Below are 17,998 nucleotides of genomic sequence, written 5' to 3'. Positions count from 1 at the left end.
GATCATCCCACGACCAAGATCCACTTTCACAGCAGGCCGGCAGCCGCCCTCGCCCCCGGGCGGCAGGCCGGCACACACCGACCGCCGCCGGACCGGCTCACGGCAGAACCGGACGCATGAAACTGCGCTCATAGCGCAGCACACAACCGCTCTCATCCCTGATCCGGTCCGCCTCCACGAAATCCGGATCCCGGCCGAACAACGACCGGTACTCCTCATACGCGGCAAGACTCGGAAAACTGAACAGCGCGAGCGCCTTGTCGCTGGCCCCCTCCGCCGGCAGGAAATACCCGTGGTGCGTACCGCCGTGCCGGCCGACGAGTTCCATCCAGCGCCGCCCGAACCGCTCGAACGCCTCGGTCTGTGCCGGATCGATCACATACTCCACCACACACGTAATCATCACCGCAGGCTAGTAGGCACCCACAGGCCCCACCACCACAACACCCCGAGGCAACACGGCAGCGCTACACAGGAATTGAGCGACCGCAGACCCCCGACAACCCCCGGTCGACCGGACCCAGAGCAGGCACCGCCGGACATGACCCCGGCCACCAGCCAGAAAGCCGGGCCGGCCACGCGCCCTGGTGCGTCCGGGAAGGTACGTCGCCGGCCCCTTGGGCAAGGGCGCTGCTATCGCCGTGGTGTGCTGCGCGGTGCCCGATCCGCCGTCCTCCCGGCCGGGCCGGTGTCCCCAATCCCGCGGCCCCGGCGCGCATGCGCGGCTATGGCCAGCGGGGAGGCCGTGAACAGGGAGGAGTACGTGCCGACGCACACACCGACCAGCAGGGCCAGCGCGAAGTCGGCCAGTGGGTCCCCCGCCAGGACCGCCAGCGAGGCCAGGATGAACACCGCGCCCATGCCCGTGTTCACCGTGCGCGGCAACGTCTGCAGGATCGCATCGTTGGTGACACGCCCGAACGGGGCCCCGCGCCGGTTGGCGGACAGTTCGCGGATGCGGTCGAAGAGGACGACCGAGTCGTTGACCGAGTAGCCGATCACGGTCAGCAGGGCGGCCAGGAACACGCCGTCGAGCGGCTTGCCCAGCCAGGCGAACACCCCCACCAGGATGACCACATCGTGCGCCAGGGCCGTGACCGCGGCGCCGGCCAGCAGCGGGCGGAACCGGGCCGCGAGGTAGAGGAGTTGTGCGGTCATGGCCAGGCCGAGGGCGAGCAGGGCGCCCTGGCGCAGTTCCCTGCCCAGGCTGGGGCCGATCCGTTCGTCGCGCAGCGTGCGGGTCTCGCCGCCCAGGCCCGCGACGGTGTCGGTGACGGCGGCTGTCCCGGCGCCGGTGAGCTGCTGGGTGCGCACCGTCAGGCCGCCCCCGGAGGAGGACTGGACGACGGCGCGGGGAAAACCGGATTCGGCCAGCGCCGTACGGGCCCGCTCCGGGTCGACCGGGGTGGCGGTGGCGTACTCGATGAGGCGGCCGCCGGTGAACTCGATACCCAGGTCCACCCCGCGTACCAGGATGCCGGAGCCCGCCGCCAGGACGGCGAGCAGTGACACCGCAATCCAGCGGCGCGGACGCCGCATCAGGAACGGGTCGCGGCGCAGCAGCGCGGAGCGGACCGGGCCGGCGCCGGCGATGCCGGTGAGGTGCGGGCGCAGGCGCACCGCCGGGCGGTTCGCGGCGAGTTCGGCCAGCGCCCGGGTGATGACCAGAGCGCTGAACATGGAGGCCAGGACGCCGATCCCCAGCGTGATGCCGAAACCCTTGACGGGGCCGGAGGCCAGGAAGAACAGCAGGCCAGCGGCGATCAAGGTGGTGATGTTGGAGTCGGCGATCGCGCTGAAGGCGCCGCGGAAGCCCGCCTTCAGCGCGGACCGGGTACTGGCCCGGGGGCGGGCGGCCCGCTCTTCTCGGGCCCGCTCGAAGACGAGGACATTGGCGTCGACGGCCATGCCGATCGCCAGGACGAATCCGGCCAGGCCCGGCAGCGTCAGGGTGGCGCCGAGCGCGGCCAGCGCGGCGTAGGAGACCAGGCCGTAACAGAGCAGGGCGAGGGCCGCCAGAGCCCCCATCAGGCGGTAGACGACCGTGATGAACAACGCCGTCAGCACCGTTCCGATCACCGCGGCCTGCGCGGCGGAGGCGATGGCCTCCTCGCCCAGGGTGGCGCCGATCGTGCGCTGCTCGACGGTCTCGACCGGGACCGGCAGGGCGCCGCCCGTGATCAGCAGGGCCAGTTCGCGGGCTTGCGTGTCGTCGAAGGAACCGGTGATCTGCGTGGAGCCGCCGGTGATCCCCGTACGGCAGGAGACGGACGGGTCGACCTGCGGCGATGAGATGATCTTGTTGTCGAGGACGATGGCGACCCGGCGCTGGACATCGCCGTGCGCGTGGCAGGCGGCCTCGCCGGTCACGTGCCGCCAGCGGCTGCTGCCGGTGTCCTTGAAGTCGACGCCGACGTGCCAGCCGGCCCCGCCCTGCTGATCGAACCGGGCCTCGGCCCCCTTGACGTCCTGACCGGTCAGCGCGGTGGGCGCCAGACGCAGATGCCGGCCGGACTCGTCCGGCAGCACCGAGGCGCCATCGGCGCCCGATGCCGGGGAGGGGCCGGCGCCGGAGGGGGTCTGCGGCTTGTGTGGGGGCGTGTTGGGGGGCTTGGCCTCGGGCAGGACCGGGTGGACGGTGAGCTGCGCGGTGCGGCCCAGCACGGCGGCGGCCTTCTCCGGGGCCTGCACACCCGGCAGTTCGACGACGATGCGCTTGTCGCCGGAGCGCACGATGCTCGGTTCGGCGAGGCCGAGGGCGTCGATGCGGCCGCGCAGCACCTCCAGGGTGCGATCCGTCGTCTCCCGGTCCGCCCGGGTCGTGGCGGTGGACCGGGTCTCCAGCACGATCTGGGTGCCGCCGCGCAGATCGAGTCCGAGACGGACCGGCGTGGTCAGGGCGATGGCCAGCGCCGCGGCCAGCACGGCGAGCGCGACGCACGCGCGGACGGTCAGGGCACGCGAACGAGCACGCGGGCGCGGGCGGGAACCGGTACGGGGACGTGACAGGGGTCGAAAGCGGGACAACACGGGCCTCCAGCAGACACACCGCAGCGGCGGCCGACCGCGGCCGCCGCGCAAGAAAATGACAGAAGAGAAGGGGGTGAGAGTGCGGTGCGGGTCGGGTGTGACTCAGACACCGCAGGAGGCGGGAGGCGCCCGGTTGTTGTCATGATGCGTACGCCCCGAAGACGCCGGCACCGGGCCGGGACCCGCCGTATCCCGGCCGAAGGCAGCCGTGGCGGTGCCCGGGTCGCACCCCGTCAGCACCCCCTGGTGGTCCGGGACGAAGGAACGTCCGGCCGGGTGATCGGGCCGGGCCCGCTGCTGGACCACACAGGCGGTACAGCCGTCAACCGCATACGGACCCAACACCGGATCCCGGTCGGTGGCCTGCTGGGCGTCGACGCTCGGTACGGCACCGGGGGCCGCGATCGCGTCGGGAGCCGAGTGGCCGGCCACATCCGGACGCGGGTCGGCGGACACGGAATCCGCGACCACAGCCGGATGAGAGCCGACGGACACCACGTGAACAGCCGCTGCCGCCCGCGCGTGCGCCGCGCCGGGGTACACGCCGGCCGGGGCTCCCGCCCCGGGCGAGGTACCGCCCCCGACGTACGCGCCGGACACGGGAGCCGCCAGGAACAGTGGCAGCACGACCGCCACCAGCACGGTGAGCAGCATCGCGAACCGACTGCGGCCGATGGCGGAGGGGACGTGGCCGCCGGATGTCGAGCGCATGTGCCGTCCCCCTCTCCGTTCCGTCTCGCTGGCTTTGTGCGCCGTGCCGTGGGGGGCCCGATGACAGCGGGTCAGGCAGGGCCCGTTGCCCGTCAGGGTTCGATGAGTCCGGCCCGGATGGCGTACCGGGTCAGCTCCAGGCGGTCGTGCAGGCCGAGCTTTTGCAGGAGGTTGGCCCGGTGCCGGTGAACCGTCTTGATACTGATGAAGAGGATCTCGGCGATCGCCTTGGAGGAGTGGCCCTCGGCGACCAGCTTGAGGACCTCCTCCTCACGCGGCGTCAAAAGGTCCCCCGCGGCCTCCTCGCCGTGCCGGACCCGGTCCAGGTAGTTGCGGATGAGCGCCGTCACCGCCCCGGGGTACAGGAACGGCTCGTCACGCATCGCGGCCCGGCAGGCGGCGACCAGGTCCCGGTCTGCGACCGACTTCAGGACATACCCGCAGGCCCCGGACTTCAACGCCTGGAACAGGTACTGCTCGTTGTCGTGCATCGTCAGCATCAGGATCCGCAATCCCGGTTTCAGCGCGGCCAGTTCGCGCGCCGCCTGCAGACCCGTCAGCCGCGGCATCGAAATGTCCAGAACGGCAAGGTCCACCTCCTGGGCGCGCGCCATCTCGATGGCCTCCGCACCGTCCCCCGCCTCCGCGACCACCTCGAGGTCCGGCTCCCGGTCCAGGATGAGACGCACCCCGCGGCGTACCAGGGCATGGTCGTCGGCGAGCAGGATACGGATCGCCGACGCAGGCTTCGGGACCGCAGACATGGCGGACGCGACCGAGGCGACGGATGCCGGTGACCCGCCGGACGCATCGGATGCCGTGCACACATCGGACGTACCGGGCCCCGCAGATACCGCAGATACCACGGGTGGCGCAGACGTCGCAGACGTCGCAGATATGGCCGGCGCTGCGGGAGCCGGCGGCCGGGCCGTCGGATGCTCGGACGGGGTGGGTCGGGACGGGTCGGGCATGATCAGGACTGCTTCCTGGGAAGAGGGGCGGTGAGCCGGACACGGGTGCCGGAACCGACGGTGGACGTGATGTCGAGACGGGCCCCGATGAGCAGCGCCCGCTCGCGCATGCCCCGGATACCCGCGCCCTCGTGCACCTCCTCGATACCGCGACCGTCGTCGGTGACGGTGAGCGTCACCGCGCCGTCCGCGCACTGCAGGGCCACCTCCAGGCGCTCGGCGCCGGCGTGGCGGGCGGCATTGGTCAGGCTTTCCTGCGCCACCCGGTACAACGCCAACTCCCCCTCATGATCCAGCGCGGGAAGATCGGCGTCGAACCGACGCACCACCCGCAGCCCCGTGTGCGTGGCGAAGTCCTGCGTGAGCGAGGACAGTGCGCTGACCAGGCCGAGATCGTCCAGGACACCGGGCCGCAGTCGGCGCACCAGACGGCGGACCTCGTCCAGGCTCCCCCGGGTGATCTCCTGGGCCTGGTGGAGTTCCTCGCGCAGCGGCCCGTCCGCGTCATCCGCGGCCCGCCCCAACACCAGCAGCACCGCGGTCATGCTCTGCCCCACCTCGTCGTGCAACTCCTGAGCGATCCGGCGCCGTTCGGCCTCCTGCGCCAACAACACACGGGCACTGCTCACAGCCCGCTCACTCTCCAGGCGCTCGAGCATGGCATTGAACGTCCGGATCAGTTCCGGGACCTCACCACCGCCCGACACCGGCAGCCGCTGACCGGGGCGCAGCAGATCCACCGTGGTCATCAGCGCGGTGACCCGGGCCAGCGGCGCCAGCCCCCAGCGCAGCAACGCCCCGTTGGCCACCAGCATCACGCCCATGCCGACCAGCAGGACGACTGCCTCGGTCAGCAGGATCGGCACTGAAACCGTCACCGGAGCCCACAGCAGCAGCGCCGTGGCCAGCCCCAGCACCACCGCATTGAGCCCGAAGACCCGCCAGAACAGGGACACCGCGAGTACGCCTCCTTCAGCGACGAAACGACCATGAACGACCGTGTACGGCTCTACTGTCGGTCATCGCGCGCCCTCGGTGGCAACTGCGGTCCAGGTGAGCGGCCGAGCATCCGGCCAGCCTGCCGCATGCGGGCCCGACCGGACCATGGGGCCGCGCCCCCACATTCCGGGGTACGCACTACCCATACGCCCCCGCACACCGCCCGGACCCCGGCGGCCGGCCGGACAACTCCCCGCACCTGTGCGGGCGGCCCGGCATGGAGCCCGTGTCCCGAGGAAATGGGGCCCACGCCCGATGGGTTCGCCCCCGCCTCTCGAGCAGAGTGGACGGTGACCGGGCCCCGACGGCCCGGCACTCGGCATACCCACGTATCCACATGCCCACATGCCCACATGCCCACGTATCCGAATGCCCTGCACACCTGCATGCCCCGCACACCCGCACACCCTCCAAGGCAAAGGGGCCCCGCCGTGTCGCTCGACGCCTCCCCCACCGAATCCCGCCCCGAACGGCCCGCCGCTCACGAAGCGCGCCGGCGCCTCGAACACGCCCACCGGACCAACCTCGCCCAACTCCAGGCACTCACCCAGGACGGCCACGCCGACGACCAGTTGGCGCCCGCACAGAAGACCGCGGTCGAGCAGACGCTCAAGGAGATCGACGCCGCCCTCGTCCGCATCGAGGACGGCACCTATGGAGCCTGCCAGGGCTGCGGGGCTCCCGTTCCCGAAGAGCGTCTGGAAATCCTCCCGTACACCCGGTACTGCGTCACCTGCCGCCGCCGCGCCACGACCTGACGGGCCGTCACGCTCCCCGGCCCCGTCAGCGTCCCCGCTGCCCAGTCCCCTCAGCCCCCTGTCCCTCCCGCCCTGGCCCAAGGGGTGAAGTGGTGAACCACCAGACCATCGTCGACCGCAACACACATCTGTCGCCCGAGGATCTCGCGGCGCTGCGGGACAACCTTCACGAACAGCGCCGCTTTCGCGAGGACCAGCTGCGACAGATCACGGCAGCCGCATCCCGCACGGGCCGGCCGTCCCAGCGGCACTCCGCCGCCCGCACGGAAGTCCAAGAGACACTCGCGGCCTGCGCACGCATGGTGCTCGCCGACGTGGAAGCAGCCCTCGACCGCATTTCCGAGGACCGGTACGGCACCTGCCACCGCTGTCGGCACGCCATCGACCGCGACCGCCTGAGGATCGTGCCGCAGGCCCGCTACTGCGCCCTGTGCCAACTGACACCGGCGGCCGGCCGATGAGCCTGCTCCAGCCCCGGCACCGCCCCTGGCCGCTGCGCCGGCGGAGCAGCGGCATCGCCCTCGACCTGGGCAGCGCCCGTACCCGCGCCTGGGCCCCCGGGCGCGGGCTCGTCCTGGACGTGCCGACGGTGACCTTTCCCGGCACCGGGGCCACCCACCCCGTCCAGCGCGGCACCATCGTCGACGCTCCCGGCACCGCGCGGATGCTCGAGCGGCTGCTGAGCCACCGGCTGCCCCGCTTCGCCCGCCCCCTGATCGTGGTGACCACACCGGTCCTCGACGGGGTCGCCTACCGCTCCCAGGCCCGCACCGCCGTCCAGATCCTGCGCCCGCGCCGCGTACTGACCATCCCCACCGCGCGCGCCATCGCCCACGCGGCGGGCGCCGACCTGTCCCGGCCCCTGCTCGTCATCGACATCGGCGCGCACCTCACCGAGGTGGTTCTCCTGGTCGACGGCGCCGTCCACGACGCACGCCGCACCGCGCTGGGCACCGAGGACACCCGCGACCAGACCACCCACCCCGCACGGATCGGCGAGGCCCTGGCCGACATGACGACCGCGATGCTGCGCCAGGACCGCACCTCGCTGACCCTCGACGCGCTGGCCCGGGGCCCTCTGCTGGCGGGCGGAGGCGCGCTGCACCCCGAGATCATCCATGGCCTCGCCGACCGGCTGCACGTGCCGCTGCGTCCTGTCCCCGCGCCGCACACCGCCGCTGTCCGCGGCGCCGCCGAACTCCTGAAAGCCGCACACACCGACCCACCGGACCCGCCGCGCTGACCACGCGCCCCGGCGCACACCGCACACCGCACACCCCGGACAGCCGCAACCGCCGCCCGGAAGGAGGCACCATGGCCGGCGAGATTCCCTCGGCCCAGCCACCACCCGCCAAGCCCGGCCCCGCACACCACCTCGGTCTGTGGCGGTGGCGGCGCAACCCGCTGCGACGGCCCAGCGACCGGCTGCAGGCATGGGTCACACTCGCCCTCGCACTCGCCGTACTGACCACCGCACCGACCGCCATGTTCGCGGCCGGTGACAGCGCCCACCGCCATTACCGCAGCACCGCCGAGGACGAAGCACGCACCCGTACCCAGCACCCCGCCACTCTCACCCAGGACGCGCCCCGCCACCCCGAACCGGGATCGGCCGAAGCGAAGGAGGCCCGCTACCCGGTCCCCGTCCGCTACGTCGATCCGTACGGCGACACACGGACCGGGAGGGCCGATGTCGAACCAGGACTGCCGGCCGGCCGCACCGTCCTGGTGTGGACCGACGCCGAGGGCAAGCTCACCCAGCCCCCTTTGAGCACGGACCAGATCCGCAACCACGCCATGGGCTGGGCGCTGCTCGCCTTCCTCGCCGTCCCTCTCACCGGCCTCGCGGCCCACGCCGCCGCCGGCCGACTCATCAACCGCCACAACCTCGCCCAGTGGGACGCGGCCTGGGCCCGCACCGCACCGCACTGGAACACACACCTCTGAGCAGCCGTGCCCCGGAACCCTTGATCGCTGTGGTCACCGTCCGCCAGTGGTGAACACCGGTCCGGCCTCGCCGGACGGTCACTACGGTTCAGCCTCATGACGACGGTTACCACACGTACGGTCGAGTACCCAGCCGATTCCCTCACCATGACCGGGCACCTCGCGCTCCCCGCCGGCGACGACCGCCGGCCCGCGGTCCTGATCGGGCCCGAAGGGACGGGGCTCAGCGACGTCGAGCGACACCGGGCCGATGCGCTGGCCGAACTTGGGTACGTGGCGCTGGCCTTTGACATCCACGGCGGGCGCTATTTGGGCAACCCCGAGGAGATGTTGGCCCGTTGCATGCCGCTGCTCGCCGACCCCGACAGGATGCGCGGCATCGGCCACGCGGCACTCGGGGTGCTGCGCGCGGAGCCGCGGACCGACGTCGACCGGATTGCGGCGGTCGGCTACGGCACCGGGGGCGCGATCGCGCTGGAACTCGGGCGCGACGGCGTCGACTTGCGGGCGATCGGTACGGTCAACGCGCTGACAACGGGACGGGCGGGCGAGGCGGCACGCATTCGCTGCCCCGTGTGGGCCGGTGTCGGGTCGCAAGACCCGATCATGTCGCCCACTCAACGGGAGGCGTTCGCCGCCGAGATGCAGGCTGCGGGCGTCGACTGGCGCATCGCGGTCTACGGCGGCGCCTTGCACGCCTTCCACCACCCGCCGGTCGACCACCCCATGGTCCCCGGCGTCGGCTACCACCCACTGCACGCGCGGCGAGCCTGGCGCGACATCGTCGGCCTGCTCGCCGAGTGCCTGCCCGTGCCGGAGTGATCCGGTCGGCCCCAGAGTGTGTCAGGTGCCCAACGGGACGTCCTTGCCCGACAGTTGGGCGCGGATGCCGTCGTTCGTGACGGTGATGTCGCGCAGGCGCAGGTCGCCGGGCATGTCCTTGGGCAGCTGGGCCGAGAACTCCATCTTCTGGGCGACCTTCGGTTCCCGCAGCTTCCGCAGGCCCTCGATCAGTGACACGTCGATACCCGCGGGCTTGAGCAGCGCAGGGTGGTCGGCCAGCGCCTCCAGGGCGCCGCCCTTCATCGGGTTGCCCGGCAAGAGCGGCTGCCCCGTGGCCCGTTCGGTCTCGTGTCGGTCCATCTTGCCGATGGTGGGTGCGGCCAGTTGCAGGCCGCCGCCCTGGCCAGGGGTGTAGGTGAGCAGGCCCGGCACCACGATCCGGGTGTCCTCCACGGACAGCGCCAGACCCCGCTCCCCGGTCCGCTCCAGGTGTGCGCGGCCCCGGATCCTCGCCTGCTTGCCGGCCACCGGGAGATCGCCCTTGGCCTGCACCGTGTTGCTCTGCTTGCCGGGGGCGAACTTCACCTGGGATGCGCCGACTTCACGGTTGAGGTCGGCGAAGGACAGGAACACGTCGCCGCGGACCTTGCTCAGGACGGCACCCTTGACGGAGGACGGGAGGCTGCCGACGATGCGGATGTCGTCGACCGAGCCCTTCACCTGCGCGACCGAGACGGGGCCCGCGGGCACGTGGGGCACGTTGACCTCCACGTGGTCGATGTGGCCCATGACCACCTGGCCAAGGAAGGGGAAGCTGTCGATGTGCACCTCGGGTTCGGCGTGCAGCTTCAGCGATTCCTGCACCTTCTTGGCCGCCATGTTCTCCGCGTAGAGCACCGCCCAGCGGTCCCCCAGCGCGAAAAACGCGAGCACCACGACCAGGGGCGCCGTCACCTTCGCCGTCGTACGAGCGGGAGAGCGCAGCACCTTGCGCGCCGCACGCCGTCGCGCCCTGCGGGCCTTGCGGTCCGTGGGGGCACCCGCCTCGTCGGCCGTCGGGTAACGGCCATCGGGGGTCGTGTCCGGGGCCGATATGGGGTCTTCGGAAGGGTCGTTCTCCATCACCGCCTCATCCGAACACACGACCGCGCTCACACCCAAGTCCCGGCGCCGGGACCCGTGCCGCACCCGTGAAGATTGCGTATCGGACCCGCGCTCGGCACGAAGGCCCGCAGTTCACGATGCTTACCTGCCGGAGTACGGCCGACCAGCCGACGGAAAACTCGACCGCAAGAACGGGGAGCAGAACCATGGCCAACCTCCACCTGAAGACGCTCAAGTGCATCGAGACCGAGGACTGGCTCCGCCACGACGATCCCCAACTCGCAGTAAACGGGGCGAACATCCTGCTCCCGAGCATGCGTGAGGGCCAGAAACACGCCATCGACGAGTACCACGCCTTCGACGGCGACGTCACCATCACACTCCACGAAACCGACGGCCTACCGGGCGACGGCAGCGACTTCCTGGGTTCGCACACCCTGTCGGAGGAAGGCAGCGGCATCCTGAACTTCACCAAGGACGGCGCCAACTACCAGCTCTCCTACACCCTCACCCGGTCCTGACACCTTCGCCGTACGCGACCGGGTCAAGCCCGACCGCCGCTATCCCTGCCCCGCCGGCGCGGGCGCGACGAGGCGGCGGCCGCGCTGTGTGCGGTGGCCGGTGTCCGTGAGCAGGCGGCCGTTCGTCTCCGGGGCCCAGGCGAGCGCGGTCACGCCGCCGATCAGGGAGACCACACCCATCCCTGCCATGCACCAGCCCAGGCCCAGGTGTTCCAGGCCGAGGGGCAGCAGGAAGGTGCCGACGGCCGCGCCGATCCTGCTCGCGGCGGAGGCGAGGCCCACGCCCGAGGTGCGGATGGCGGTGGGGAAGACCTCTTCGGGGTAGACGCCCGGCAGGATGCTCATGATCCCGTACGAGAAGAGGTAGCCGAAGAAGCAGGTGGTGCCCGCCCACAGTGGCAGGCGGTGGCCGAGGGCGACCAGGAAGAGGGCGAGCGCGCAGCCGAACATCGGCCAGACCAGGATCTTGCGGCGGCCCACCCTGTCGACCAGGAACCATCCGGTGACGGCTCCGACGAGCGCGACGATCGTTCCGAGCAGCGCCCCGGCCAGCGCCGATTCGCCCATGCCGATCGCGGTGAGGACGGTCGGCTGGAAGAACGTCAGGGCGAAGTACGGCAGCACGATGCATATCCAGAACGTGCACACGAAGACGGTGCGCAGGATGTAGTCCGGGGAGAAGAGCATCGAGTAGCGCGTGTCCTCGGCTCGCTCGGCCTGGATGTCGGCCGTGTCGGTGTCGAGGGTACGGGTACGGGTCCCGGTGGCGCCGAAGGAGTGGGTCAGGACCTCAAGTGCCTCCTCGCGGCGGCCCTTTGACATCAGCCAGCGCGGGGACTCCGGCAGTCCGTGCCGCAGCATGAGGCAGATCACCGCGGGGACGGCGCTCGCGGCGAGCGTGATGTTCCAGGCGGACGGCCAGTGGCTGTTGATCAGGTAGCCGATGAGGTATGCGACCACGTAGCCGACGTTCCACAGGATTTCGAGGACACCGAGATAGTTGCCGCGCCGTGCGCGCGGCGCGAATTCGGCGAGCAGTGGGGAGCCGATCGAGTAGTCGGCGCCCACCGCGAGTCCCATCACCAGGCCGAGGACCATGACCTGCCAGGGAGCGGTCACGAACAGCATGAGCACCGCGCCGGCCAGGAACACCGACAGGTCGATCGTGAACATCGGGCGGCGGCCGACCCTGTCGGTCAGATAGCCGAGGAAGAGACCGCCGAAGAAGGTGCCGACGAGGGTCGACGACGAGATCAGGGTGGCCCAGGTGAGGGTGACGCCGATCTCGCGGGACATCGCGCTGCCTGCCAGTGCGGAGGCGACGGAGGCGAACACGAACCCGTCGATGAACATGCCGCCACCGGTGGCTGCGGTCAGCCGCCACAGGAAGCGGCGTGGGTCGCGGTTGCTGCCTGTGGGGCGGGAGAACCCCTCGACTGGATGCGCGGCTTGAGAAGTCAAGACGGCGTGGTCCTTTCCCTGTGCGGTGGCCGGGCCGGGCCGGTCACCCAGTTAGGTGTAGGACGCACGTGCCCCGAAGTGGCGGTGGCATGCCTGTAGTTCGCGGGATCTCAACGGGCCGGACGGGTCACGGCGTCGGCGGGGCGAGGCACACGGGGGACACACCGCCCCAGAACCACGTCCGGGCCCCGTCGGACGGCGTCAGCCCGCGTCCGTCAGCTCCAGGGCCAGCCGGGAGGTCACCGCGTCCGCGAGCGCTGTCGCCGCGTCCTCCCCGAGTAGCGCCGAGCGAGCGTGGTCGCGTACCAGGTGGCGTACGACGTCGAGTTGGGCCGCGGTGAGGGACGGGATCACGGGAGGGGGCTGGGGCGGACGGCCGAGCAGGTGGCGCAGGAGCGGCGTGCGGCGGTCGGCGGCCCGGCAGGTGGTGCGACGGGCCGCCTCGTCCAGTGCGAGCCACACCACCGGCGTGACGGGCGCGGTGACATCGACGTGAGCGCATTCGAGCGGGTCCATGTGCGAGTCCGCGCGCAGGTCCGGATCCAGGGGCGGGTCCATGTCTTGAACTCGGCGCTCGAAGAGGCGGGTGACGCGCCCCTCGTCCAGGCGCGCGAGTCGGTCCAGCAGCAGGACCTCGTCCGGCGCCACCTCGGCGACCACGTCCCGCACCACGTCACGCACCCTCGCGCCCACGACGGCCCTCCCGTCCGACCACCGGACCATGGTGCCCGGCGGCCCCCGGCTCCGTCAGGACCAGTTCACGCCGCTCCTGTGCCATTTCCGATCCGCCGCGCTCGCACCGGTCGCAGCGCGCACGGCCCGCGGCTGGTGGAGCAGGTCGGTGCTGTCCGACCACTGGTCCACGCCTCCCATGAGAGGCAGTTCGCGCAGAGCCGGGTGCGTGAGGGTGCCGGGCCCGTCGTGGAACACGGTGCCGCCGGTGGTCTCGGCGAGTCGCTGCTGGGGCATCGACAGCCATTCGCTCACAGTCGGTTCCGCGTCGGCCGAAAGCAGCCCGAGGTTTCCGGCCGCCCAGTCGTCCACGGTGTGGACGTCGACGCGGTGGTTGACCGGGCCGTCGGTGGCTTGCATGTGGCCCACCGGGTCCTGCGGGTTCCCGCTCTCTTGGAAGTGTGTGGGCCAGCCCCGTACATGCTTCGGCAGCCGCTGGGCCAGCACCTCGTGGATGCGCGCGCCGTGTTCGACCCGGTCCTCGGGTGTCAGGAACAGTTGCAGCCGCGGCCCCCACTCGTGGTCCGCGGAACGCGCCGTGTCGAAGCCGAGTACCTCGGATCCGCTGCCGATCCGGGCTGCCGCGTGGCGCAGGCCGGGGAAGGCCTCGCGAAGGATCGGCCGTACCGCCTCTTCGTACAGGGCCCTGGACAGTTCGATGCCGGGAATGAAGCGGGCGTCGGGGTTTGTCATGGCGCCACTGTGGCGCATGGCACCACGGTGGGGCATGGCAGCACGGTGCTGCAGGCCCATTCGTGCTGGTGCCGTCCGAGCGGCGCGTCTACCTCAGCGCGGAGCCCGATCCCGCGTCCGCGTCCCGGTCCCCCAGTGTGTCGGGCGACCGGCCCGAGAACTTCTTGAGGGCGGCGGTGACATCGTCGTGCACGCCGAGGGGCAGGCGGTCCGCTCCCGCGGCGCGCAGTACGGCCTGCTCGGCGGTGTCCGCCACGACGGTCAGCGCGCCGCCGCCCGCCACCATGGCCAGGCCCGCCTCGACGAATTTCCGTGCCCCGTCGGCTCCGCAGTGTTCGGCGTCCTGGAAGTCGACCACGAGGCCGGACTGGCCCGTGGCGTCCAGGCGCCCCATCAGCGCGCCCAGCTCCGCCGCGGCATCGGCATCGAAGCGGCCCACAACCTGAACGACCAGGACACCTCCGTCCTCCCAGCGCACAGGGAACCGAACCCGAGCCTGCCCCATAACCGTCCCTTCAGCCGTCGAGGCGCCTCTTGCGCGCAGCGCCTCCGGCGGCGCGCCTACCCCCTTGCCGTCACTCCACGCATGCCGAAGGCCGGCCCTGCGCCGCTCCCCCGGCACACCGGCCCCATCATGCCCACGTCGAGGCGTCCGGTGCTCGCACCTGTGTCACCGTCGGTTTCGAGGGTGGCTCGCGCGACTCCTCAGCGTCCTGCCGCCACAGATTCCTGCCGCTGGTTCACCGTGATCAATGGGGCGGCCTTGTCGCGTTCCTGCTGATGAGGGTGCCCACGCTACCCGGCATGCCGCGGAGCACAAGTGGTGTAGACCCTTGTGCCGTCTCGGTGGCGCTGCCGGATCGGCCGGGCTGGAGACCCGTCCTGAGTCATCTGAGACGGGAGTGTCCGTATGCCGTCCGTTCCCGCGCTGTCCCGCCGAGGATTCCTGGGCGCCGCCGGCGCACTCGGGGCTGCCTGAGGGGCACCGACGAGTGGGCCGTGCGGCTGCCCGCGCCGGCTGCCGTGGCCACCGCCACCGCGCTGACCACCCGCACCTACGACGAGCGGACACTGTCCGCCGCCCACGCCATCGTCCGGACCAGGAACCTGGTCCGCACCCTCGCCGCCCGCCACCGGGCCAACTAGTCCGATCCCGCGATGCGTTGGGGCGGGGACTGGCAGACCGCACTGTGGGCGCTCTACGCGGCGCTCGCCGGGTGGCTGACGTGGGACGCGCTCGACGCCACCGCGCGGGGCCGGGTGCCGACCATGCTGGCCTGGGAGTCCGACCGGCTGACCGGCTGACCACGGGCGACGACATCCACCTCGTCGGCACGAGCGGCCACCAGCTCTACATGACCCGCACCGACGGTGCCGTCGTCACCCCCGGCGACAGCAAGGCGGAGGAGGACAACTGGAGCGCCGCCGCGCTCTCCCCCGCCGCCGTGATGATGCCGGGCCACCCCGCCGCGCCCGCTGGCCCCGCCGGCCCTGGTCGAGAAGCCGTTCCCGCTGCCGGACGACGGCACGAGTCCCATCTATCGCGCGAACTCGGCAGAGATCCACTACCCCGGGGGCAACGACTGGGGCACTCATTTCCCCTTCTACTTCGGCGATTTCGACCTGCTGGTCACCCTCACCGGCCTCGCCCACCACACGACAGGCAACCGGCTGCGGTGGCGGTGACGGCGCTGGGCATAGGGTCTCCGGCATGGCTCTGCGACCTGTTCAGGTGAACATCAAGGCTCTTGACGATGCCGTCGTCGGGCGGTTCTGGGCGGAGGCCCTCGGATGGGGTGTGTCCAGTGAGGCGCCCGGGGTGACCAATGTGGAACCCGGGGGCGGCTTCGTATGGCCGGATGCGAGTGCCGTGTGCATCGACGTGGTGACCGTTCCGCACGCCAAGACGGCGACGAAGAACCGTGTGCACATCGATCTCGCGACCAACTCCGCCGCCCATCAGGCGGAGACGGTCGCGCGGTTGAAGGCGCTCGGGGCCACGCCCGTCGACGTCGGTCAGGGTGCGGTGCCGTGGGTCGTACTCGCCGACCCGGAGGGCAACGAGTTCTGCGTGCTGGAGCCCCGCGAGGTCTACCGGGACACCGGGCCGATCGCGGCCGTGGTGGTCGACTGTGCGGATCCGCGGGGGATGGCCCGGTTCTGGGGCGGGGCGACGGACTGGGTGGTGCACGAAGTGGCCGACGACCGGGCGGTGTTGCGTTCCTCTCGGGGCGTGGGGCCGTATCTCGAGTTCCTGCGTTCGTCCGACGGCAAGACGGTGGAGGACCGGATCCACCTCGATCTGCTGCCGTACGCCGGTGACGACAAGGAGGCGGAGGCCGTCCGCCTGAAGAACCTCGGCGCCACCGACATCGACCTCGGCCAGGGCGACGTCCCGTGGACGTGTCTCACCGACCCCGAGGGGCACGACTTCTGCGTCCTCGGGCGGGGCTGAAGCCCTGGCCGGCCTCCCTCACGCTTCCGGCGCGTCCCCGAAGTCGGGGATCCGAAGGCGCGTTCCGCCCTGGCGCGCCGAGTCGTGGGCGACGATGCCCGGCAGTGTGTAGCGCGCGGCCACCCACGCGTTCACCGAGGGCAGGGTGCGGGTGATGACCGCGGTGACGAAGTCGTCCACCAGGAAGTGGTGGCTGCCCTCGTGTCCGTTGGGCATGTCGTCGTAGACGCGGGGCAGCCGAGAGCGGTCGTGGACGGGGGCCGAGCCCGAGGTGAACGCGGCGCGCAGGGCGGGCGCGATCTTCTCGAGCGACGGGTCGTCCGGGCTCAACGAGGGCTTCGGTTCGAGGAGTTCGGTGATGTCCTGCACACCCTTCTTGTCCTGCCAGAAGCTGACCGTGGCGAGCTGCTCCATGCTGGCGTCGGTGCCGAAGAACCGGAAGCGTGACTCCCTGATGTGCGAGGGGTAGCCGACCCGCCGGAACTCGTTCGTACGGAACGAGCCGCCGCCTGCGACCTCGAAGAGTGCGGTGGCATTCGAGATGTCGTTGCCGAACTGGCTGACCTCGGTGTCGAAGACGCCGTCGCCGCGCTCGTCCTTCACACCGATCGCCGAGACACTGACCGCGTGGGTCCGCCACGCGCCGAGCACGCCGCCGACCGCGTGGGTCGGATAGAGCAGCGGCGGATAGCTGGCGGTCTCCTTCCAGCGTTCGCCGCCGCTGTACTGGTACGCCTCGTAGAAGCCGAGATCCATGTCGTGGACGTAGTCGCCCTCCGCGTAGAAAAGCCGTCCGAAGGCGCCGTCGGCGATCTGGTTGCGGGCGTGCACGGTGGCCGGGTTGTACTCGCTGGTCTCGCCCATCATGTAGGTGAGGCCGGTCTCGCGGACCGCATCGATGATCGCGGCGATCTCGTCGCGTGTGATGGCCATCGGGACGGCCGAGTAGACGTGCTTGCCCGCGTCGAGGGCCTGCAGGACGAGCGGGCCGTGGGTCCAGCGCTGCGTGAAGATGGCGACGGCGTCGATGTCACGGGACTCCAGCATCGCCTCGTACGAGGGGAAGGTTCCGGCGAGGCCCTCTTTCGCGGCCAGTTGCTCCGCTCGCTCCGGCAGCAGGTCGGTGACGTGGACGGCGTCGACGCCCGGGTGGGCGAGGAACAGCTTGGCGAAGCCGCCGGCGAACTGTCCGGCGCCGACGATGCCGAGGGTGAACGTCATGTGCGCATGCCTTTCGGTACGTGCTGCGTGGTCACTGGTCTCACTGGTCGAGCAGGAGGTTGATCTGGTCGTTGGTCTCGTCGAGGCGGCTCACGGGCGCCCCGTTGCCGAAGACGTCCTGCATGGCGGGGTGCATGAAGGCGTACACATCGGCGGCGTGGCTGGTGACCGGGAAGGAGAAGGTGCGGTAGTGCCCCCCGGTCGTCGACGGGGTGGTGAAGGCCGACGTGCCGATGCCCTTCTTCTTGTAGCCCGCAGCGGCCGTGTCGGTCCCCGACGGTGTCGCCGGGAAGACGATGCCGTACCGGCCGACCGTCCTCTGGCAGGCGTCGGATGCGAGGTACGCCACCCATTTCTTGGCGCCCACCTTGTTGCGGGCGCCCTGTATCCCTTCTTCACGAGGCCGAAGTACCACTCGATGGTGGACTGGAAGGTCTTGTCGCCGTAGCGGAAGCCGAGCATGGCTGGGGCGATGAAGAGTGCGGCGATCGCGCCGTCCCCGAGGGGGCGTTTGCGTTTCTTTTCCGGCGGGGCGGCGTCGGCGAGCGGAAGGTGTCTCGGCGGGCTGCTGGAGGCGACGGTCATCGCGGCTCCCTCGTCTGGGGTTCGGCC

The 17,998-nt window shown here is 71.2% G+C and carries 20 protein-coding genes and 2 pseudogenes; 10 read left to right on the top strand and 12 right to left on the bottom strand.

What is annotated here, in order from left to right:
• Positions 1–97: 97 nt before the first annotated feature.
• The 5 genes from ACIRHA_RS09505 to ACIRHA_RS09485 form a co-directional block, all read right to left on the bottom strand.
• On the bottom strand, positions 98–403 hold the full coding sequence (locus ACIRHA_RS09505; protein ID WP_403841970.1) for an NIPSNAP family protein: 306 nt from the start codon (positions 401–403) through the stop codon (positions 98–100).
• 230 nt (positions 404–633) lie between these two features.
• The gene (gene secD / locus ACIRHA_RS09500; RefSeq protein WP_403842224.1) at positions 634–3,009 is read right to left on the bottom strand and encodes a protein translocase subunit SecD; all 2,376 of its coding nucleotides are present in this window, start codon (positions 3,007–3,009) and stop codon (positions 634–636) included.
• Between the two features lie 123 nt (positions 3,010–3,132).
• Positions 3,133–3,741 (bottom strand): hypothetical protein, encoded by a 609-nt coding sequence (locus tag ACIRHA_RS09495; protein WP_403841968.1) that lies wholly within the window; start codon positions 3,739–3,741, stop codon positions 3,133–3,135.
• 92 nt (positions 3,742–3,833) lie between these two features.
• Entirely contained in the window at positions 3,834–4,505 is a 672-nt protein-coding gene (locus ACIRHA_RS09490; protein ID WP_403841965.1) for a response regulator, read from the bottom strand.
• Positions 4,506–4,714: 209 nt separating this feature from the next.
• Positions 4,715–5,668 carry a HAMP domain-containing sensor histidine kinase gene (locus ACIRHA_RS09485; protein WP_403841963.1) on the bottom strand — a complete coding sequence of 318 codons (954 nt, stop codon included), beginning with the start codon at positions 5,666–5,668 and terminating at the stop codon, positions 4,715–4,717.
• Positions 5,669–6,142: 474 nt separating this feature from the next.
• Between ACIRHA_RS09485 and ACIRHA_RS09480 the strand changes: the two genes are divergently transcribed.
• The 5 genes from ACIRHA_RS09480 to ACIRHA_RS09460 all read left to right on the top strand — a co-directional run bounded on the left by ACIRHA_RS09480 (position 6,143) and on the right by ACIRHA_RS09460 (position 9,238).
• Positions 6,143–6,469 carry a TraR/DksA family transcriptional regulator gene (locus ACIRHA_RS09480; RefSeq protein WP_403841960.1) on the top strand — a complete coding sequence of 109 codons (327 nt, stop codon included), beginning with the start codon at positions 6,143–6,145 and terminating at the stop codon, positions 6,467–6,469.
• An 89-nt stretch (positions 6,470–6,558) separates the two neighbouring features.
• Entirely contained in the window at positions 6,559–6,930 is a 372-nt protein-coding gene (locus tag ACIRHA_RS09475; protein ID WP_403841957.1) for a TraR/DksA family transcriptional regulator, read from the top strand.
• Positions 6,927–7,712, top strand: a complete 786-nt coding sequence (locus ACIRHA_RS09470; protein ID WP_403842221.1) for a rod shape-determining protein — start codon at positions 6,927–6,929, stop codon at positions 7,710–7,712. Before ACIRHA_RS09475 ends, ACIRHA_RS09470 begins: the two co-directional genes overlap by 4 nt.
• A gap of 71 nt (positions 7,713–7,783) precedes the next feature.
• Positions 7,784–8,416 (top strand): hypothetical protein, encoded by a 633-nt coding sequence (locus tag ACIRHA_RS09465; RefSeq protein WP_403841954.1) that lies wholly within the window; start codon positions 7,784–7,786, stop codon positions 8,414–8,416.
• Between the two features lie 96 nt (positions 8,417–8,512).
• Positions 8,513–9,238, top strand: coding sequence for a dienelactone hydrolase family protein (locus ACIRHA_RS09460; protein WP_403841951.1), 726 nt, complete (start codon positions 8,513–8,515; stop codon positions 9,236–9,238).
• A gap of 21 nt (positions 9,239–9,259) precedes the next feature.
• Here the strand turns inward: ACIRHA_RS09460 and ACIRHA_RS09455 are convergent, their stop codons facing one another.
• Positions 9,260–10,321, bottom strand: a complete 1,062-nt coding sequence (locus ACIRHA_RS09455; RefSeq protein ID WP_403841948.1) for a DUF2993 domain-containing protein — start codon at positions 10,319–10,321, stop codon at positions 9,260–9,262.
• Positions 10,322–10,509: 188 nt separating this feature from the next.
• On the opposite strand from ACIRHA_RS09455, the gene ACIRHA_RS09450 reads away from it, so the two are divergent.
• Positions 10,510–10,824 (top strand): hypothetical protein, encoded by a 315-nt coding sequence (locus ACIRHA_RS09450; protein WP_403841947.1) that lies wholly within the window; start codon positions 10,510–10,512, stop codon positions 10,822–10,824.
• Between the two features lie 39 nt (positions 10,825–10,863).
• Here the strand turns inward: ACIRHA_RS09450 and ACIRHA_RS09445 are convergent, their stop codons facing one another.
• The 4 genes and pseudogenes from ACIRHA_RS09445 to ACIRHA_RS09430 form a co-directional block, all read right to left on the bottom strand.
• Positions 10,864–12,285, bottom strand: coding sequence for an MFS transporter (locus tag ACIRHA_RS09445; protein WP_403841946.1), 1,422 nt, complete (start codon positions 12,283–12,285; stop codon positions 10,864–10,866).
• A gap of 201 nt (positions 12,286–12,486) precedes the next feature.
• Entirely contained in the window at positions 12,487–12,978 is a 492-nt protein-coding gene (locus ACIRHA_RS09440) for a hypothetical protein (RefSeq protein ID WP_403841945.1), read from the bottom strand.
• 207 nt (positions 12,979–13,185) lie between these two features.
• Positions 13,186–13,710 (bottom strand): annotated as a pseudogene (locus ACIRHA_RS09435) (hypothetical protein); the annotation flags it as partial.
• A gap of 88 nt (positions 13,711–13,798) precedes the next feature.
• Positions 13,799–14,215, bottom strand: coding sequence for a hypothetical protein (locus ACIRHA_RS09430; protein WP_403841942.1), 417 nt, complete (start codon positions 14,213–14,215; stop codon positions 13,799–13,801).
• A gap of 405 nt (positions 14,216–14,620) precedes the next feature.
• Here ACIRHA_RS09430 and ACIRHA_RS09425 point away from each other — a divergent pair, with 405 nt between their 5' ends.
• The 4 genes from ACIRHA_RS09425 (at position 14,621) to ACIRHA_RS09410 (ending at position 16,165) form a co-directional block, all read left to right on the top strand.
• Positions 14,621–14,689, top strand: a complete 69-nt coding sequence (locus ACIRHA_RS09425) for a twin-arginine translocation signal domain-containing protein (RefSeq protein WP_403842218.1) — start codon at positions 14,621–14,623, stop codon at positions 14,687–14,689.
• A gap of 20 nt (positions 14,690–14,709) precedes the next feature.
• Entirely contained in the window at positions 14,710–14,856 is a 147-nt protein-coding gene (locus tag ACIRHA_RS09420) for a hypothetical protein (protein WP_403841939.1), read from the top strand.
• Positions 14,857–14,868: 12 nt separating this feature from the next.
• Positions 14,869–15,015 carry a hypothetical protein gene (locus ACIRHA_RS09415; protein ID WP_403841936.1) on the top strand — a complete coding sequence of 49 codons (147 nt, stop codon included), beginning with the start codon at positions 14,869–14,871 and terminating at the stop codon, positions 15,013–15,015.
• Between the two features lie 406 nt (positions 15,016–15,421).
• The gene (locus ACIRHA_RS09410; RefSeq protein ID WP_403841933.1) at positions 15,422–16,165 is read left to right on the top strand and encodes a VOC family protein; all 744 of its coding nucleotides are present in this window, start codon (positions 15,422–15,424) and stop codon (positions 16,163–16,165) included.
• Positions 16,166–16,183: 18 nt separating this feature from the next.
• Here ACIRHA_RS09410 and ACIRHA_RS09405 read toward each other — a convergent pair whose 3' ends face one another.
• Both ACIRHA_RS09405 and ACIRHA_RS09400 read right to left on the bottom strand, forming a co-directional pair.
• Positions 16,184–17,386 carry a Gfo/Idh/MocA family protein gene (locus tag ACIRHA_RS09405; protein ID WP_403841930.1) on the bottom strand — a complete coding sequence of 401 codons (1,203 nt, stop codon included), beginning with the start codon at positions 17,384–17,386 and terminating at the stop codon, positions 16,184–16,186.
• Positions 17,387–17,426: 40 nt separating this feature from the next.
• A pseudogene (locus ACIRHA_RS09400) lies at positions 17,427–17,839 on the bottom strand (hypothetical protein); the annotation flags it as partial.
• Between the last annotated feature and the right edge of the window lie 159 nt (positions 17,840–17,998).

It is taken from the genome of Streptomyces sp. NPDC102360 (assembly GCF_044766085.1).
Lineage (GTDB): Bacteria > Actinomycetota > Actinomycetes > Streptomycetales > Streptomycetaceae > Streptomyces.
This window is presented reverse-complemented; position numbering and strand designations above follow the sequence as displayed.

Excerpts from the sequence above, each read along its gene's own strand:
- ACIRHA_RS09505 (WP_403841970.1), bottom strand. The coding sequence starts at position 403 with ATGATTACGTGTGTGGTGGAGTATGTGATCGATCCGGCACAGACCGAG.
- ACIRHA_RS09495 (WP_403841968.1), bottom strand. The coding sequence starts at position 3,741 with ATGCGCTCGACATCCGGCGGCCACGTCCCCTCCGCCATCGGCCGCAGT.
- ACIRHA_RS09490 (WP_403841965.1), bottom strand. The coding sequence starts at position 4,505 with ATGTCTGCGGTCCCGAAGCCTGCGTCGGCGATCCGTATCCTGCTCGCC.
- ACIRHA_RS09470 (WP_403842221.1), top strand. The coding sequence starts at position 6,927 with ATGAGCCTGCTCCAGCCCCGGCACCGCCCCTGGCCGCTGCGCCGGCGG.
- ACIRHA_RS09465 (WP_403841954.1), top strand. The coding sequence starts at position 7,784 with ATGGCCGGCGAGATTCCCTCGGCCCAGCCACCACCCGCCAAGCCCGGC.
- ACIRHA_RS09460 (WP_403841951.1), top strand. The coding sequence starts at position 8,513 with ATGACGACGGTTACCACACGTACGGTCGAGTACCCAGCCGATTCCCTC.
- ACIRHA_RS09455 (WP_403841948.1), bottom strand. The coding sequence starts at position 10,321 with ATGGAGAACGACCCTTCCGAAGACCCCATATCGGCCCCGGACACGACC.
- ACIRHA_RS09450 (WP_403841947.1), top strand. The coding sequence starts at position 10,510 with ATGGCCAACCTCCACCTGAAGACGCTCAAGTGCATCGAGACCGAGGAC.
- ACIRHA_RS09430 (WP_403841942.1), bottom strand. The coding sequence starts at position 14,215 with ATGGGGCAGGCTCGGGTTCGGTTCCCTGTGCGCTGGGAGGACGGAGGT.
- ACIRHA_RS09415 (WP_403841936.1), top strand. The coding sequence starts at position 14,869 with ATGCGTTGGGGCGGGGACTGGCAGACCGCACTGTGGGCGCTCTACGCG.
- ACIRHA_RS09410 (WP_403841933.1), top strand. The coding sequence starts at position 15,422 with ATGGCTCTGCGACCTGTTCAGGTGAACATCAAGGCTCTTGACGATGCC.
- ACIRHA_RS09405 (WP_403841930.1), bottom strand. The coding sequence starts at position 17,386 with ATGACGTTCACCCTCGGCATCGTCGGCGCCGGACAGTTCGCCGGCGGC.